Annotated in this window: 16 protein-coding genes; 7 read left to right on the top strand and 9 right to left on the bottom strand. The window is 60.9% G+C overall.

What is annotated here, in order from left to right; all coding sequences use genetic code 11:
• Positions 1-37 precede the first annotated feature (37 nt).
• The 3 genes from FNU79_RS08830 to trpC form a co-directional block, all read right to left on the bottom strand.
• Positions 38-829 carry an SDR family NAD(P)-dependent oxidoreductase gene (locus tag FNU79_RS08830; RefSeq protein WP_143720490.1) on the bottom strand — a complete coding sequence of 264 codons (792 nt, stop codon included), beginning with the start codon at positions 827-829 and terminating at the stop codon, positions 38-40.
• Between the two features lie 91 nt (positions 830-920).
• Positions 921-1,355, bottom strand: coding sequence for a hypothetical protein (locus FNU79_RS08825; protein ID WP_143720489.1), 435 nt, complete (start codon positions 1,353-1,355; stop codon positions 921-923).
• Positions 1,355-2,194 (bottom strand): indole-3-glycerol phosphate synthase TrpC, encoded by an 840-nt coding sequence (gene trpC / locus FNU79_RS08820; RefSeq protein WP_143720488.1) that lies wholly within the window; start codon positions 2,192-2,194, stop codon positions 1,355-1,357. Before trpC ends, FNU79_RS08825 begins: the two co-directional genes overlap by 1 nt.
• Before the next feature lie 92 nt (positions 2,195-2,286).
• Between trpC and hpt the strand changes: the two genes are divergently transcribed.
• From hpt to FNU79_RS08795, 5 genes are all read left to right on the top strand, one after another.
• Positions 2,287-2,832, top strand: a complete 546-nt coding sequence (gene hpt, locus FNU79_RS08815; RefSeq protein WP_124868696.1) for a hypoxanthine phosphoribosyltransferase — start codon at positions 2,287-2,289, stop codon at positions 2,830-2,832.
• Positions 2,833-2,912: 80 nt separating this feature from the next.
• Positions 2,913-3,824 carry an Hsp33 family molecular chaperone HslO gene (gene hslO / locus FNU79_RS08810; protein ID WP_143720487.1) on the top strand — a complete coding sequence of 304 codons (912 nt, stop codon included), beginning with the start codon at positions 2,913-2,915 and terminating at the stop codon, positions 3,822-3,824.
• Between the two features lie 149 nt (positions 3,825-3,973).
• Complete coding sequence (locus FNU79_RS08805) at positions 3,974-4,621, top strand: monothiol bacilliredoxin BrxC family protein (RefSeq protein WP_143720486.1); 648 nt, start codon at positions 3,974-3,976, stop codon at positions 4,619-4,621.
• A 233-nt stretch (positions 4,622-4,854) separates the two neighbouring features.
• Complete coding sequence (locus FNU79_RS08800) at positions 4,855-5,946, top strand: DNA glycosylase AlkZ-like family protein (RefSeq protein ID WP_185974654.1); 1,092 nt, start codon at positions 4,855-4,857, stop codon at positions 5,944-5,946.
• Positions 5,924-7,111: a S41 family peptidase gene (locus FNU79_RS08795; RefSeq protein WP_143720485.1), complete on the top strand. Its 1,188-nt coding sequence runs from the start codon at positions 5,924-5,926 to the stop codon at positions 7,109-7,111. Before FNU79_RS08800 ends, FNU79_RS08795 begins: the two co-directional genes overlap by 23 nt.
• Positions 7,112-7,238: 127 nt before the next feature.
• Here the strand turns inward: FNU79_RS08795 and FNU79_RS08790 are convergent, their stop codons facing one another.
• Positions 7,239-8,045: a GNAT family N-acetyltransferase gene (locus FNU79_RS08790; protein ID WP_143720484.1), complete on the bottom strand. Its 807-nt coding sequence runs from the start codon at positions 8,043-8,045 to the stop codon at positions 7,239-7,241.
• A gap of 159 nt (positions 8,046-8,204) precedes the next feature.
• On the opposite strand from FNU79_RS08790, the gene FNU79_RS08785 reads away from it, so the two are divergent.
• Positions 8,205-8,546, top strand: coding sequence for a nicotinamide mononucleotide transporter (locus FNU79_RS08785; protein WP_143720483.1), 342 nt, complete (start codon positions 8,205-8,207; stop codon positions 8,544-8,546).
• Here the strand turns inward: FNU79_RS08785 and fni are convergent.
• From fni to FNU79_RS08770, 4 genes are all read right to left on the bottom strand, one after another.
• Positions 8,471-9,478, bottom strand: coding sequence for a type 2 isopentenyl-diphosphate Delta-isomerase (gene fni, locus FNU79_RS08780; RefSeq protein ID WP_143720482.1), 1,008 nt, complete (start codon positions 9,476-9,478; stop codon positions 8,471-8,473). The two genes, FNU79_RS08785 and fni, sit on opposite strands and share 76 nt — an antisense overlap.
• Complete coding sequence (locus tag FNU79_RS08775; RefSeq protein ID WP_143720481.1) at positions 9,475-9,663, bottom strand: hypothetical protein; 189 nt, start codon at positions 9,661-9,663, stop codon at positions 9,475-9,477. Before FNU79_RS08775 ends, fni begins: the two co-directional genes overlap by 4 nt.
• 121 nt (positions 9,664-9,784) lie before the next feature.
• Positions 9,785-9,958 (bottom strand): hypothetical protein, encoded by a 174-nt coding sequence (locus FNU79_RS19090; protein WP_164473415.1) that lies wholly within the window; start codon positions 9,956-9,958, stop codon positions 9,785-9,787.
• A gap of 127 nt (positions 9,959-10,085) precedes the next feature.
• On the bottom strand, positions 10,086-12,341 hold the full coding sequence (locus FNU79_RS08770) for an alpha-amylase family glycosyl hydrolase (protein WP_404825778.1): 2,256 nt from the start codon (positions 12,339-12,341) through the stop codon (positions 10,086-10,088).
• Positions 12,342-12,557: 216 nt separating this feature from the next.
• Between FNU79_RS08770 and FNU79_RS08765 the strand changes: the two genes are divergently transcribed.
• Positions 12,558-15,353 carry a M16 family metallopeptidase gene (locus FNU79_RS08765; protein WP_225429981.1) on the top strand — a complete coding sequence of 932 codons (2,796 nt, stop codon included), beginning with the start codon at positions 12,558-12,560 and terminating at the stop codon, positions 15,351-15,353.
• A gap of 106 nt (positions 15,354-15,459) precedes the next feature.
• Here the strand turns inward: FNU79_RS08765 and FNU79_RS08760 are convergent, their stop codons facing one another.
• Positions 15,460-16,044 (bottom strand): SCO family protein, encoded by a 585-nt coding sequence (locus FNU79_RS08760; protein WP_143720480.1) that lies wholly within the window; start codon positions 16,042-16,044, stop codon positions 15,460-15,462.
• Positions 16,045-16,047 lie beyond the last annotated feature (3 nt).

Here is a 16,047-nt window from a genome sequence, read left to right as displayed (position 1 = left end):
GTTTTGAGTGCAGGCCACCTCAGGTTGGGCGGCACCTTCAAAACAGCGTATAGCCCCCGTCCATCACCAACACCGAGCCGGTCATAAACGAAGACGCTTCACTCGCCAAAAACACCACCGCTGGCCCCAATTCTTCCGGTAAGGCGGCCCGCTGCTGCGGCGCGTCGTCAATCCAGCGCTGCTTGAACTGGGGATCGTCCACCGGAGCCATATCGGTTTTGACGTAGCCGGGGGCCAGCGCATTGACCCGCACATTGTGGGGTGCCCACTCGGCCGCGAGGCTCTTGGTGAGCTGATGCACGGCGGCTTTGGACGCGTTGTAGCCGGGTTGCCACTGTGGGCGGTTGACGATCTGCGCCGAGATCGAGCCGATGTTGACGATGTTGCCGCCGCCCTGCGCCACCATCTGCCGCCCGAATACCTGCGAGGTGATCCACAGCGCGTCCACATTGACGCTCATGACCTGCCGCCACTCGTCGTCGGTCACGTCCAGCGCCGGGCGGTGAACGCAAGTTCCAGCGTTGTTGACCAAAATATCGGCGCGGCCAAAGCGCTCCAGCGTGGCCGCCAGCAGGCGCTCCACTTCGCTCCGTTCGGTGATCTCAGCCATAACAACCAGCGTCTGGGTGCCGAGTTCGCTCAGTTCGGCTTCCACCTCGCGGGCTGCCGCTTCGTCGCGCCCCACGATCACGATGTTGGCTCCCGCTTCGGCCAGGGCGCGGGCCAGAGCGCGGCCAATGCCCCGCGTGGCTCCGGTGACGACGGCGGTTTTGCCGTCCAAGCGAAACTTAGAGAGGACACCGGCAGCGCGGGCGGATGAATCGGTCATGGTGCGACTGTAAGCCCGGTGAGGCGGGGGCGTCAATGGATCAAGGTGATACTCGCCCCCAGCGCTTTGATCACGCTCCGTCACTCAATTCCTAGAGCAGCTCTTTGTTGGCTTTGTTGATCTTCAAGAACACTGGATTGAAATCCTGTTTCGGTTTGGTCAGGCCCGCCGCCAAGCCCTGCTCCACCACATCCAAAATCTCTTTGACGCTGATGGTAAAGACTCCGGCTTCCTGGCGAATAAAAGCCTCGCGCCACGTCTCATAGCCGCTGAAATCATCTGGCACGAAGGCTTGCTCGGCGCGGAACGTCACACTTTTTTCAAGGGCCTCGGCGCTGATCGGCGTGTGGCCCAGCACGGTCTGAATGCCGTTCTCGGCGCGTGGGTTGGGCAAAATGATGCCCTCGATGCGGATGTGCAGCAGCGCCCGCCCGTTGTTGACTTCGCGCCGCAAAATGCCCAAGGTGGACTGCTCTTCGCCCTCACGGGTGTGGTAGTGCCAACGCTGACCGGCTTCGAAGTCCATTATTTTTCTCCTTGGGTTGGTGTTGGTTCCTGCAAAATGGCCCGCGCCGCTCTCTCCAAATCCCCGCTGCCCGCCAAGCTGCTGCCCACCAACACGGCGTCAGCGCTGCGGCGAATGGTGCTGATGTCGGCGGGCGTCGCGTAACCGCTTTCGGCCACCAGCAAGCCTTCGTACCCGGCGGCGCGGGCGTGGGCAATCATGCGGGGGCTGTTGTGCAAATCGATTTTGAGGGTTCTCAAATCGCGGTTGTTGACGCCGATGATCTCTGCGCCCGCTGCGAGCGCCACTTCCAGCTCGGCCTCGTCATGAACTTCCACCAAAGCGTCCAGGCCCAAGTGGTGCGCCAGTTGCAGGTACTCGCCCACGTCCGGCCCCAGGATGCTGACCATTAAGAGGGCGGCGGACGCGCCCCAATCGGCGGCTTCTTCCAGCATTTTGGGATGAATCACGAAGTCTTTTCGCAGCACCGGCACCTTCACGGCCAAATTGTCCAGCGCCGCCACCACTTGACGCAGCGCCTCGGCTGAACCGTCAAAGTGCCTCGGCTCGGTCAGTACGCTGAGGCAGCTGGCTCCGCCGCGCACGTAGCTTTGGGCCGCCGCTGCCGGATCGAGTTTGGCAATCGCGCCCTGACTGGGGCTGGCTCCCTTGACTTCAGCAATCAGTTGCAGGCCCGCTGCTGCCAGAGCGGCGTGAAAGCGCCGGGCGCGTGGCCGGGCTGCGCCGAGTGTAAAGGACGCGCCCGCGTAATCTTGCGTGCGTTCCGAGACGATGCGGCCCAGTACGCCGGGAGCGGTGTAGGCCTTGGAGGGAGGAGAAAAGCGGTGAGCGGGCGTCATGAACGGAGTATAGGAGGTCGGTATCACCGCAGAAAAGTACTCGCGCCCTGTCCCTAAGCTCCGCCGCCTCACCGTCTGCTAGGCTGGGGCGCATGACCGTGTTTCAACAAAAGCAGCTTCGGCCCAGTGACGGCCCCGTGCAGATCAGCGAAGAGCAGTTGATGGCCCGTGTACGCGAACTCGCCGCTCAAATTCGCCAAGACTACGCCGGACACAATCCGCACCTGATTTGTCTGCTCAACGGCGCGTTTCTCTTTCACGCCGACTTGGTGAGGCTGCTCGATATTCCGCTGACCATCGATTTTATGCAGACCAGCAGCTACGGCGACGCCAAGCAGAGTAGCGGCGAAGTCAAACTGGTCAAAGACCTCAGTTTCCCGATTTCGGGCCGCCATGTGCTGCTGGTCGAAGACATCATCGACACCGGCAGCACCATGGATTACATCCTGCGCTACCTCGGTGAGCGCGGCCCGGCGAGCCTGAAGGTCGCTTCGCTGCTGAGCAAACCCAGCCGCCGCAAAGTGGAAGTGCCGGTGGATTACCTCGGCTTTACCATCCCCGACGCCTTCGTGTTCGGCTACGGCCTAGACCGGGCGCAGCAAGACCGCAATTTGAGTTTCATCACCTCGCAGAAATAAGCGGCGGCCTGGCTCCCTCCGCCCGCCCAATTCCATTCCTTCACACTTTGAATCTGAGTGTCCTTGTATAAGATTTTGTAATGCAAGATTCCCAGAATATAGGCTCGTACATTCTGCGCGGCACGGCGGCGGGCGGCACGCTGCGGGTGGTGGCCATTGACGCCACTCAAATCGTGGAAGAAGCCCGCGTGCGCCACCACCTCAGCAAAACGGCGACGGCGGCGCTGGGCCGCGCCCTGAGCGCGTCGGCGCTGCTGGCCATCATTCTGGGCAAAAAAGTAGACAGCCGGGTCAACCTCCGCATTCAGGGCGACGGGCCGCTGGGCTGGCTGGTGGCCGAGGGCAGCGCCGACGGTTCGGTGCGCGGCTACGTGCGCGAGCCGGAAGCCGATCTGCCGCTGCGGGAGAGCGACGGCAAATTGGATGTCAGCGGTTTGGTCGGCACCAAAGGCGAACTGGCCGTCACCCGCCTCCTCGACAGTGCCGAGCCGTGGACAGGCAGCGTGCAGCTCATCAGCGGCGAAATTGCCGAAGACGTGGCGTACTATCTGGCGTCCAGCGAACAAATTCCCAGCGCGGTGCAGCTCGGCGTCTACGAAGAAGGCGGGCGGGTGGCCAGAGCAGGCGGCCTGATTGTGCAGGCCATGCCGGGAGTGAGCGACGAAACTTTGCAGGCTTTAGAGCAAAACATCGCGGCGATGGGCAGTTTTACCGACAACCTGCGGCTCGTCTCGCTGTTGGAGGTCATGGAGAAGGCGACGGCGGGCCTGAATCTGGTGGCGGCTCCACAGGCCCAAGCCGCCCGCTTCCAGTGCCGCTGCTCACGCGAACGGGCAGTGGCGTCACTGGCCTTTTTCGATATGAGCGAGCGCCAAAACATGATCGAAGACGGTGGGCAAGAAGTGGTCTGTCACTGGTGCAACGAGCATTACCACTTTTCCGTCAGTGAAATCGCCGCGCTGGACGCCGCAGAAGTCCACGCGCGAGCTTAGATGGCTCAGTCTCTTGGAGCTTAGTTTCCTGGGGTCAGCAGCGTGTCGCGAGTGATGTGGCGTGCCAATTGCTGACCTGTATCCGGACAAATGCACTAAACGGTGGCGGGCGTCACTTCATTTAATAAAGCGGGGAGTACAATCCAAGTATGACTCAAACCGATCAAACTCAAGCTGCTCAAGCCCAAGTGTTGGTGGCGCTGACCACCCCCGAAGAAGTCGACACCTTTCTGGCGCAGTATCCACAGGCCGCCGTTTTCAAGGCCGGAACCTGCCACAAGACCATGCAGGGCTTTGGCGTCTTAGAAACTTACCTCGCCAAGCACGACCTTCCGGTGGGCTTTATTCGGGTGGTGGACTGGCGTCCGGCCAGCAACCATGTGGCCGACCTCAGCGGCATTCAGCACCAATCGCCGCAGTTTATTTTGTTTGACCAAGCCAAACCCACCTTTGAAGTCAATAATTGGGAAATCAGCCCTGAGCAACTCGGGCCGGTTTTCGAAAGCAAGGTTCCCAAGCGTGACGGCGCGGTGGCAGTGGCCGAGGGAAATGTCGCGCCTTACAAGCACTTGATGCAGGACTACGTGGACGGCAAGTTGCCTGACTGGCAATTTCAGGAGCGCTACGTCAACATGTTCCGCGACGACGCCAGCCTGCGCAGCCAGCGCGAATTTGAACTGCTCTCCAAGCTGTTCGGAGACCCCGACGCTTATCACGGCGGCCTGCACCAACTCGGCGAGCCGCAGGCCAGAGGCGATCTTAAGGCCCGTGTTCAGGAATTGCTGAGCCAGCTTTAAGCCTTAACCAAGTCGTTTGCTCTGCCCAGCGTTTAAGCCGCTCGGCGGGGCTTTTTTGTGGAGGGCCAAAAAATGTGGTATAAAAAATCCGCCTTCGCGGGCGGCTGCTTTCTTTTGATTGATAGGAAAACTATAGCGCGGTATTGAGCCAAAGTCAAGTTTATGCACCGGACGTTTGCTTGCCCCATCCCTCTGTTCTGTCCAAAGCAAAATGGGAGCGCTACACTCCCGCTATGGTCTTAACCTCCGCTCAGCTCCGCGCTGCTGCTTTGGGCACGCTGGCCGCGCAGCCGAGCCTTCAGGCGGCACTTGACCGGATGGGCTTTTTGCAGGCCGACCCAATCCGTGCTCCTGCCCGTGCTCAAGACTTGGCGCTGATGCAGCGGGTTTCGGGCTACCGAGCGGGCGATTTGGAGCGGCTTTATCCTGCGCTAGACGCTGAGGAAGATATGCTGCCCAATTACGGTTTCGTGCCGAGGCGGGTGCAGGCGCTACTGCATCCGCGCCGAGTGGGGGCGCTCAAAATAGAAACGCAAGCGCCGGGCCTGCTGGCCGAGGTGTTGGCGTTCGTGGAGGCGCACCCCAGCGCTGAAGTGCATCCCCGAGAAGTGCAGGCGGCGTTCGGACCGGTGCGGGTCGGCAACGCTTGGGGCGGCCAGAGCAGTGCCAGCACCCGCGCCCTCGACGGCCTGCACTATCAGGGCCTGCTGAGAATCTCGCGGCGAATCAGCGGCGTGCGGCTCTATAGCCCCGCGCCGCATCTGGCTGAGCTGCGGGCCGCGCCCCCCCAAACCGAGAGCGAGCGTGCCCGCGCTGTCGTTCGTTTGCTGGCGCAGCTCTACGGGCCACTGCCGCAGGCTAGTCTCAGCTATTTACTCAGTCTCAGCGGTTACGGCCTGCCGCACCTGCGAAGCGAACTGCGGGCGGCACTCAAATCGGCTCTGGATGAAGAACTGAGCAGCGCCAGCATCGACGGCCTCAAGTACGTCTGGCTTGCCGGCACGGATTTAGAAGCGTGCGTGCCCAGCGGCGTGCGAATGGTCGGTCCGTTTGATCCGTTGGTGTGGGATCGCCGCCGCTTTGCTCACCTTCACGGCTGGATCTACAAGCTTGAAGCCTACACGCCGCCGGCCAAACGGGTGCTGGGCTACTACGCTCTGCCGCTGTTTTGGAATGAGCGGGCGGTGGGCTGGGCTAACCTCAAGGTGGAGCAGGGCGAACTGAAAAGCGAACTCCATTTCGTGAGCGGCGTGCGGCAAACGGCGGCGCTGAAAAGGGGAGTGGCGGCGGAGTTGGAGCGCTATGAAAGCTTTCTACAACTCTAAAGGCGTACTTGATCATCACCGCCTCAAACGAAATCTAAACAGTCCGATGGGAGTGTATATGCAGAGAAAGCGAATAGTATTTGGCATAACAACAGTGTTTTTCGTGGGTACAGTCGCTTTCGGTCAAACGCCACTTTCGTTTGGGCTGAGAGCACTGAGTATCATAAAGACTAGAGCGCTTATGTCTGAAAATGTGAATTGGGATGCTCAAAGAGCAGAGTTGATCAGAAATAGCGGAAAAATGAAAAGCGATCAGGATATTCTTCCATATTTGGGCGAGATACTGCTCAAACTCAATGATAATCACAGTTTCTATATTTTGGGTCACGGAAAGGTAAATTTATATCAACTGGCGATGTTTTATAAGGTAAAAGTAGATTCTTCAGGTTTGGTCACTGTATTAGACCAACGCTTTCCAACTGGTCTGAAAATTGGAGACAGAATCCTAAATCTCGGAACGACCTCTGGCGTGACTTTGGATGTCCAGCGAGCGGGTGCAGATATTCAGGTTCGACTCCCCGATCTACCGTTGGGTAATAGTAGTGGGTTTTCTGTAGATGACGAGAATGGAGTAGCCTCTCTGAAAGTACCCAATCAAATGGATAGTCGTAACTTGGACACTTATTATGAGTCTGGAATAGCTGCTATTAAAAATCACGGCAAATCCTGCGCCTGGGTGATTGATTTGAGAGATAACACGGGCGGCAATCTCTATGCGCTCATTGCGGCGCTTTCGCCACTCTTGCCAAATGGTGAGCTTTTATCACTGCAGGAAAAACAGGGACAACCTATAGCAATCAGTATTGATGATAGGGGAGTTGACTTCGGTGATAACAGAGCTATTGAGTTCAAAACCCGGCGATATATTTCCACGACTCAAAACATTTCATTGATCGTCAACAGAAATACCAAGAGTGCTGCCGAGATGATGGCGCTGATCTTCAAAAAATTGCATCACCGACTCTATGGAGAATCAACTTTTGGAGCGATAGGCTACCAAACAATCATTCAGCTCAATCAGCAGACTTCTTTGGAGTTGGTGACTGGCGGAGCGCTCAACGAGAGCGGACAGGTACAGGAAGGGGCTGTGATTCCCGATGAAGAAGACAACTCTCTCCAGAGCGTTCTAGCTAAAATGAGCCAAAAGGGAAGCTGCCAAAAGTAGTCGGTATTCGTGAGCGGCGTGCGGCAAACGGCGGCGCTGAAAAGGGGAGTGGCGGCAGAGTTGGAGCGCTACCGGGCCTTTCTGGGTTTAGGAACGTAGACTCCGCAAGTAATTTCAGTCAACCGCTTCAGCCTTGCGCTTTTTTGAAATACATCTGCGTGCTGGTGTGGCGCGATCCGTTCTTGGCGAAGACGCGGCGCATAGCGTGGTTGTCCGCTTCAGTGCCGCCGCCATGATGGCTGTACTGCTCCGCCGCCACGCCCAGCAGATGAGCATGCAATCGTGTTCCCAGACCTTGCCCACGCGCCTGAGACTGAACACCGATCAAATTGATGCTGGCCCAGCCCGGGCGTCCGCTTGGGCCCACCGCGCCGAGGGCGGCCAGTGAGCCGCTGGCGTCCGGTAGGCCAATCAGCGTCCAGCCTTCAGCGAGCTTTAACTCTGCTTGCCCCAACGCGCCGAGCAAGTCGCGGACATCGGGGCGATCAGCGTCCACCATCTGCGCCAGCGGATCGGGCGGGGAGGGGCAGGCAACCAAATCGGTTTCGTAGACCATCTGATGATCGTCCAGCAGCCACCCGGCAGCCTCCAACGGAGCCGGTTGGAGCGGCGCGAGAGCACCATCCAGTAAAAGGAGTTGCTGCGGGGCGGCCCGCTCATGAAGGGCGCGGGCTAGGGCAGTCACGGCTTCCGGCGACGTGTCTGCCCGGTAAGTCGGTATGAGGGGAACGCGGGAATTGCTGGGCAGAATTATGCTGCCTTCCACACCGCGCTCCGAGCGCAGCAGCAAGGTCTGTTTCAGGGTCAGCTGCCCACTGGCGAGGCGTTCTTTCAAAGCGGTCAGCCGCGTTGCGGCGTCCACTCGGTCGTGCAGCAGAGCCAGCAAATCCGGCAACGTCTCGAGGGTGGCGGGCTGAAGGGTGAAGGTGTGCAAGTTGGGACCTCCCCGTCGTCTCACCTGTCAACCGGGACCAAGTTGAGTGAGGTTGGCGGGAGCGTATCAGCAACAGAAGGGCTATTTCTGAAGTTCTTTAACCCGCTTTTGACAGCATTTTGACGCCCTCCCCACTAGCCTACGCCGTGAGGTGAGGGTGTGAATGCAGCTGTCTGGCCGTACTGGTCCTGGGTTTTGCCGATTTTGGGCGTCACGGCGCTGTGGGCCAGTGGCTCAGGCAAGCGCTGGGGCTGGTTGGTGGGCTTCGTCGGTCAACTGCTGTGGGTGGCGTACGCCCTTGCCAGCCGTCAGTACGGCTTTTTGCTGAGCGCCTTGGCTTTTGCCGCCATTTACGCCCGCAACTACTTGCACTGGCGCGGCGACATTCCCGCCCGGAGGCTGAGCGGCCAGCCCTGTTTGCCGGCTCAGTCCGCTGACTTGCCCGACACCGCCGCCACGTCCTTAAAGCCCCCCACGAACAAAGCCACCCGCAACTCGTGAATGAACTTCTCCAGCCACGCCTCCACCGCTTCGGCGCTGATGAGGGCAGGCTCCAGAAGAGGCCGCGCCACTGCCACCACGTCCGCGCCGAGCATCAGGGCCTTGGCGGCGTCGAGTCCGGTGCGAATGCCGCCCGAAGCGATCAGCGGGATCTGCGGCGCGGCGGCGCGAACTTCACGCAGCGCCTGAGCCGTTGGAATGCCGATCTCGCACAAATCCAGCGTGCGCACCTCGCCGCAGCGCACCAGTTCTTCTACCCTCGCCCAACTGGTGCCGCCCGCGCCCGCCACATCCAGCGCCGCCAGTCCTGCGCCCAGCGCCATTCGGGCCACCTCGGCGCTCAGACCGTGCCCGACTTCTTTGAGCAGCAGCGGATACGGCACGGCCCCCACCACCTCGCTCAGCCGCGCCGCGATTCCGGCCCAGTGGGTATCTCCGCCGAGTTGCAGGGCTTCTTGCAGGGGGTTGGCGTGAATGGCCAAGGCGTCCGCGCCGATCAGCTCAATGGCCCGCGTGATCTGATCCGCGCCGTAACCCTTAAGGAGTTGCGCCGCGCCCAAATTGCCGATCAGCAAGACGTCGGGGGCAAACGGGCGTACTTCGAAGCTGCTCAGTGCGGCGGGGTGTTCCAGCATCACCCGCTGACTGCCCAGCATCAGCCCCACGCCGAGGCGCTGTGCCGCCTGTGCCAGATGCCGGTTGATCAGCGCCGCTTTCTCGGCCCCACCGGTCATCGCGCCGATCAGCAGGGGCGCTCGCAGGGGCTTCCCCAAAAAGGTGGTGGACAGATCAACCGCGTCCAAATCCAGTTCCGGCAGCGCATGATAAGGCCACACCACATTTTCTAGTCCGGTCGTGACCCGCTGATACTGGCTCTCTGGGCGCAGGCAGGCCTCAATGTGGCGCAGCTTGCGGGTTTCGAGGGTGCTCACTGGCTTGGCTCCGGCTGGACTGGCCTGAGCTGAAAATTATGACTCAGCAGCGCGGAGTGGTCGGTGTGTTCAGCGTAGTGGCCTTCTTTGGGTTCGCCCAATCCTGCGCTCCACACGTTGCAGACCAGCCCAGCGTGGTCGGTGATCGGCGTGCCGAATGGGTTGTTGAGATCCGTGATGAGCATGGTCAGTTCTGGGCCCTCGTTGCCCCGTTTGCCGCCGCAGCGCTTAAAAGTTCTGGCGAAGCTGCCCTGCCGTCCAATTTGCCGCCGTAAGCTTCGCCTATCCGTAGCCTGAACACCACGCTCAGCGCGGCTTGGACGCCCGAATGGCCTGCATCAGGCGCTGCAAGGCGTCGGCGACGTGCACGGCTTCCTCGCGGACTTTGGGATCTTTGCTCAGTGCGCCTAGGCGGGCGGTGGCCACTTTCGCCAGTTCCAGCACGGCGGCGGTGGGCAGCTTCAGCGGTTTACGGGTCATACTCGCTATTTTGCCGCTAAATACATTGAGAAATGCGAGTCGTCCCCACCGTTGCTCACGCGCTCCAAGTGGAGGAACCAAAAAAACGCGCCCAAAGCTGGACGCGCTCTTGGCGTTGGGCTTGCTTTCAGTGCGCTTGCTCGATCAGCCAGTAGGCCCCGTAAGGCTCCAGAGCCACTTCTTCATTGGTGAGGTTCCACTCATGCCCGCTGATGGCGTCGCGGGGATAAGCGCCGACCACCTCACGCAGTGCCCAGGCCGGCAGCGCCTGAAATTCATTTGTGAAGTTGTAGACGGCCAGCATATTGCCTTGCGGATGGGTGCGGCGCAGCAGCAAAGTATGCTCGTTAGGACTTTTGATGACCCGCGACTCGATGCTGGCGTGCAGGTGCGGCAAGTGCTGCCGGGCCTGAATCAAGCTTCGCAGCGCGGCAAACATCTTCCCGGCGCTCGTCTGGGGGTCGCGCCGCTCCTCGGTCTTGTCCCAGTCCATCTGCGGGCGGTGCATCCAGCGGTTATCTAAGGCGTGTTCGGGGGCGCTGGCGTAGCTGTAATCGTTCATCAGCGCCAGTTCGTCGCCCATATACAGCAGCGGCACGCCGCCGTAGCCGATGGTGACGGCGTGCAAGAGGCGCAGACGCCTCAGTGCCGATTCCACCTCGGCCCCGGTTTCAGCGGCTTCCAAGCCCGCCAAGCTGGCCGCCGAGCCGCTGATGCGCCTATCTCCGGTGCGCGGGTTGGCCTGAAAAACCTGACCGCGTGCAAAGCTGCCCGCTGCCTCACCACTGTAAAAGTCGCTCAGGAAAGCGCGGTGGCCCCAGCCGACCGTTCCGGCCATCCCCGCGTCATGGTCGCTGATGGCCCAGCCGATGTCGTCGTGGCAGCGCACATACATGCCCCAGGTGGTGTTGGTCGGTTTAGGCGGAAAGGCCAGCAGGGCCTGCTCAAACAGCCGGGTGCTGCGGCTCGCTAAGCTGCTCCACAGCTGCACCATCAGCGAATTGTGGTAAGCCATGTCCGAGACTTTGCCGTGGTGGTCGCGCTGCCCCAAATAAGCGATCAGGTCGCCGGGAGCCACAATCGCCTCGGCCTTGAACGCCACCGCCGGGGCCACGATCCGGGCGGCGGCCCTCAGTGCGCGGGTCAGGTCATGCACTTCGGGCTGGTTTTGCGAGTCGGTCCACATCCGCTTCCAGATGAAAGCAATCGCGTCGAGTCTAAAGATTTCTACGCCTTGATTGGCCAGATGCAAGATGATGTCCACGAATTCCAAAAAGATGTTCGGGTTGGCCCAGTTCAGATCCCACTGGTAGCTGTTGAAGGTCGTCCAAACCCAACTGTGGGCCGCTTCGTTCCAGGTGAAATTGCCGGGCGCAAAGTCAGGAAAGACTTCGGGGAGGGTGCGCTCGTAAAGGTCGGGCTGCTCTCGGTTTGGGAACATCAAAAAGTAATCGCGGTAATTGCCGTATCCCGCCTTGGCTTTCACGGCCCAGTCGTGTTCCTCGGCCACGTGGTTCATCACCAAGTCGAGTTCCAAGCTGATGCCCCTGGCCCGCAGCTCGCCGGCCAGAGAGCGCAAATCCGCCATGCTGCCCAGATCTTCGCGCACCGCTTTGTAATCCTGCACGGCGTATCCACCGTCATTCTCTCCAGCTCTGGGCTTCAGGAGCGGCATCAGGTGCAGGTACTTGATGCCCAATTCTTCAAGGTAACTCAGGTGCTCAGAGACGCCCTTCAGCGTTCCGGCGAAGCGGTCGGCGTAGGCCACGTAACCGATCATCTCCGGCGCTTGCAGCCAATCGGGGCGCAGCAAGCGGGCTTCGTCCAAGCGCCGGAGTTCGGTGGGACGCTCGCCAAAAGAGCGTTTCAGCAGCGCTTCGAGGCGCGGCCAGATGGCGTCGACCTGATCGCCGTAGACCCGCCGCAAGCTGCCTTCGAGGTCACTCTGGTAGCGCTCCATGCGGATGTCAAAGGTCTGCTGCTCCGCTTCGCTGAGTGCGGGCTGGGGGGCTGGACGCTCGGTGCCGGTTTCCTCGGCTTTCTCGGTTGGCTGCGGAACTGCCTTTGCCTTGACCTTTTTAGGCTTGGCTTTGGATTCTGCTCTGGCCTTGGGCTTTTGCGGTTGGGGTTCTGCGGTCAGCGGGTCAGGAGAGAGGCCGCCTGTTACTTCCCCCAGCTCAGGGAGAGATTCAGTTAGAGGGAGCTCAGCAGTGGTGCGGCGCGGCTTGGCGGCTTTGGCCGGTGCCTTAACTTTCTTGGCTTTGACCGGCTTGGCTTGGGGAGTCATCTCGTAGGGCTGGGCTTCAAGCGTCGGCGTGGTCGCCGGCTGGTCGGCAGGAGTCGGGGCAGACAAAAGAGCATCGCGTTCAGGCGGCTTGGTCATTCTTCCAGCATAACGGCAGGCGGTGGGAACGGTTCCAATCTGAGCGGTGCACCTTAAGTGTATGCCGCTTCCCTGTTGCGCCTTTACCCACTGGGTCAGTGCCAGAGTCCTTAACCTGCTTTCACCTTGCCGTGTTCCGGGCGCTTGGGATTTGGCGCTAGGCTAGGGCGTCCCTCTTTTTGTTCTCTTCCATCCCATCCGAGTTTTGGAGGCTTCATGAAACGAGTTCTGAGCGCAACCTTTGCCCTGAGCGCCGCCCTCGCCACTTCCACGGTGCTGGCCGCCGTCGTGGGGGGCAGCAGTACACCTGTCACCGCCGCGCCCAAGCCCGCTCCGATTATGGCAGCGGGCAGTGAATTTAGCCTGACCCGCGACGTCAAGCGCACCGTGCTGAGCAACGGCCTGACCGTGCTCACCAAAGAAGTGCGCGGCGCTCCGGTGGTCAGCGTGCAGGTGTTTTACAAAATCGGCTCGCGTAACGAAGCTCCCGGCGTCAACGGCATTGCCCACCAACTCGAGCACCTGATGTTCAAGGGCACCACCGACAGGCCGGTGCAGTTTGGCCGCCTGCTCGGCGCACTCGGAGCCGATTTCAACGCCTTTACCTACTACGACCAGACCGCTTATCACGAAGTGGTGGAGCGCGAAAAAGCCGGCGCGGCGCTGCAACTCGAAGCCGACCGGATGGTCAACGCCAAAATCGATCCGGCGGCGCTGAACAGTGAGCGCAACGTGGTGCTCTCCGAAATTGAAGGCGACGAAAACGATCCGGCTTACCGTTTGGAAAGTGCCGTGCAGGCCGCCGCCTTTCCCGGTTCTCCTTACGGCCTGACGGTGGGCGGCACCCGCAAAGACATCGAGGGCTTTACCGCCGACGAAGTGCGCTCCTATTACCAAAAATACTACTCGCCCGAATACGCCACCCTCATCGTGGTGGGCGATTTCAGCACGCCGCAGATGATGCAGCAGATCACGGCAGCGTTCGGCAAGCTCGGCAAGGCGGGCACCGCTCCGGTGGCGTCCAGCGCTCCGCTGGTGCCCGGCGGCAGCGAGGCCACCCTCGGCAAGACGCCGCCCAAAGCGCCGATTGTCCTCAAGGAAGCGGGTTCCACGCCGCTGCTTAGCGCCGTTTATCCGCTGCCGGACGTGAACAGCCCCGACGCTCCGGCCCTCAAGGTGCTGGATTATGTGCTGCTGTCGGGGCGCACCAGCAAGCTGTATCAAGCGCTGTTCGAGTCGGGTTTGGCCGCAGACGGCGGAACCGCGCCATATCAGTTTTTGCGCGGCGGTTGGTACTCGTTCAACTTCACGCCCACGCCCAATACCGAGCTGGCCAAGTTGGACGCCGCCCTGCTGTCCACGCTGGCGGACGTCCGCAACACCCCCGTCAGCGCCGAGGAAATTGCGCGGGCCAAAACCAGCATCAGCACCAGTACTTTGCTGGATACCCGCTCGATCGACGCGCAGGCCACCAGCCTCGGTATGGACGCCACCACCGCCGGCGATTACCAGTACACCGACAAGTTTCTGGCGGCGCTGCAAAAAGTCACGCCCGCCGATGTGCAGCGGGTGGCCCAGAAGTACTTGCAAGAAGCCAGCCGCACGGTGGGTTACTTCGAGCCGATCAAAGCCGAAGCGGGCGCGGGCGGCGGCGCGAGTGCGGGCGGAGCCACCCAAGAAGCCTTTAACGCCGGGCCGCCGGTTGACCCCGCCGAAGTTGCCAAGTATTTGCCTGCATTTACGCCTTCGGGACAGGCCAAAATTACTTTGCCAGAAAAAATCACCCTCGCCAACGGCATGACGGTGATGCTGCTGCGCGACACCTCGACGCCCACCGTCAGCTTGGCGGCGAGCGTCAAGGCGGGCCGCGAATTCGACACCGACGCCAAAGCCGGACTGGTGGACTTGGTGGCGGGTAACCTGCTCTCCGGCACCAAGTCCCGCGACGAACTGACGCTGGCCAAGCTGCTCGACGATGTGGGCGCTCAACTCGCGCCAGTTGCCAACCGCTTCGGGGTGCAGATCGGCGGGGCCAGCCGCGACAAGGACTTGCCGGTGCTGCTCACCGCGCTCTCCGATATCCTCCAAAACGCCACTTTTCCTGCCGATCAATTCAAGCGCTCGCAGGCCCGCGCCGTGCAGGGAGCCGTGCAGGCCAACGACGACCCCGGCAGCGTCGCCATCAAAATTTTCCGCAAAACGCTGTATCCGGCGGGCAATCCCTGGCAGGTGTTCAGCAGCCCTGAGAGCATCGGCGCACTGACCCAGCAAGACGCCACCACCTTTTACAAAACCTACTACCGCCCCGACGCCACGGTGCTGACCTTGGTGGGTAACTTCGATCCGGCGAGCGTCAAGGCCCTGCTGAACCAGAAGTTTGGCGATTGGAAAGCGGCTGGCCCCGCGCCCAAAGTGGTGTACCCGGTCATTGGCAAACCTGCTGGCATCGTCACGGCGGGCGGCGACTTGCCCGGCAAAACGCAGTCGGTCACCTATCTGGGATACCAGAGCATTGCCCGCTCTGATCCGCGCTACTACGCCTCGCTGGTGCTCAATGACGTGCTGGGCGGTAGCACTTTGTCGAGCCGCCTCGGCACCGAGCTGCGCGACAAAGAGGGCCTGACCTACGGCGTAAGCAGCGGCTTCGCGGCGCTTCAGCAGCCCGGCGCGTTTACCATTTCACTGCAAACCAATCCCAAAGACACCAACAAGGCCATCCAGGGAGCGCTCAATATCCTCAGAGATATCCGCGACAACGGCCTGAGCACCACCGAAGTGGCCACTTCCAAAAACGGCCTGCTCAGCAGTTACATCGTCGGGTTGTCCAATCCCGCTGCGCTGGCCTCTACCTTCACCGGCCTCGTCTCGGACGGTTTGCCGCTGAGCGAACTGACCGACTATCAAGCCAAAATCAACGCGGTCACGCCCGCAGCGGTCAATCAGGCCGCCAAAGAGTTGCTTGATCCCGACAACATCGTGGAAGTCACGGCGGGGCCGGGGGCTGGGAAATAGCGCCCAATACGTTCTAAAAGAGTAAAAAGCAGGCCACCCTCATCAGAAGGGGTGGCCTGCTTTCGTTGAGAGGTCAGTTTGAAAATTTGCACCTTTAGCCGCTCGCTCAGTACACCTTCAGCAACTGCGGCAGATCATTGGCCAGTTCGCCGCTGCCCAGCGATTCGCTGTTGTAGACGCGCCGGAAGCGGCCCTGGCGGTCGAGCACGGCCACCTGATCGCCGTGCAAGATATTGCCGCCCGTAGTGGTGCTGAGAATGAAAAAGGCGTTGGCGGCAGCTTTGGCCTGCGCGGGTGTGCCGGTCAGGCCGCGAAAGCTGGCGTCAAAATTATCCAGATACGTTCTGAGGATTTTGGGCGAGTCGTGCTGAGGATCGACGCTCACCAGCTCGACTCGCAATTTGCGCTGCTGCTCAGGGCTGAGTTGCCCATACAGCTTGGAGAGCCGCCCCAGCGTCAGCGGGCAGACATCCGGGCAGCGGGTGAAGCCGAAAAAGACCAGCCGGACTTGCTCGGCGGGGCCGCCCAGATCGGCGGGCTGGCCGTTGTCGCCGAGCATCGGCATGGCTTTGATGCTTGGCGAGGGGTCGAGGGCGGTGCCGCCAAGAGCTTCGGCAGTGTTGCCGCGCACGAGCAGCAAGCCGCCCAGCACGGCGGCGACGGAAAGGAGAGCAGCGGTTAACCACTTCATGAG

Source organism: Deinococcus detaillensis (assembly GCF_007280555.1).
Lineage (GTDB): Bacteria > Deinococcota > Deinococci > Deinococcales > Deinococcaceae > Deinococcus > Deinococcus detaillensis.
The sequence above is the reverse complement of the archived record's forward strand: the minus strand, read 5'-3'. Positions and strand labels throughout refer to the sequence as shown.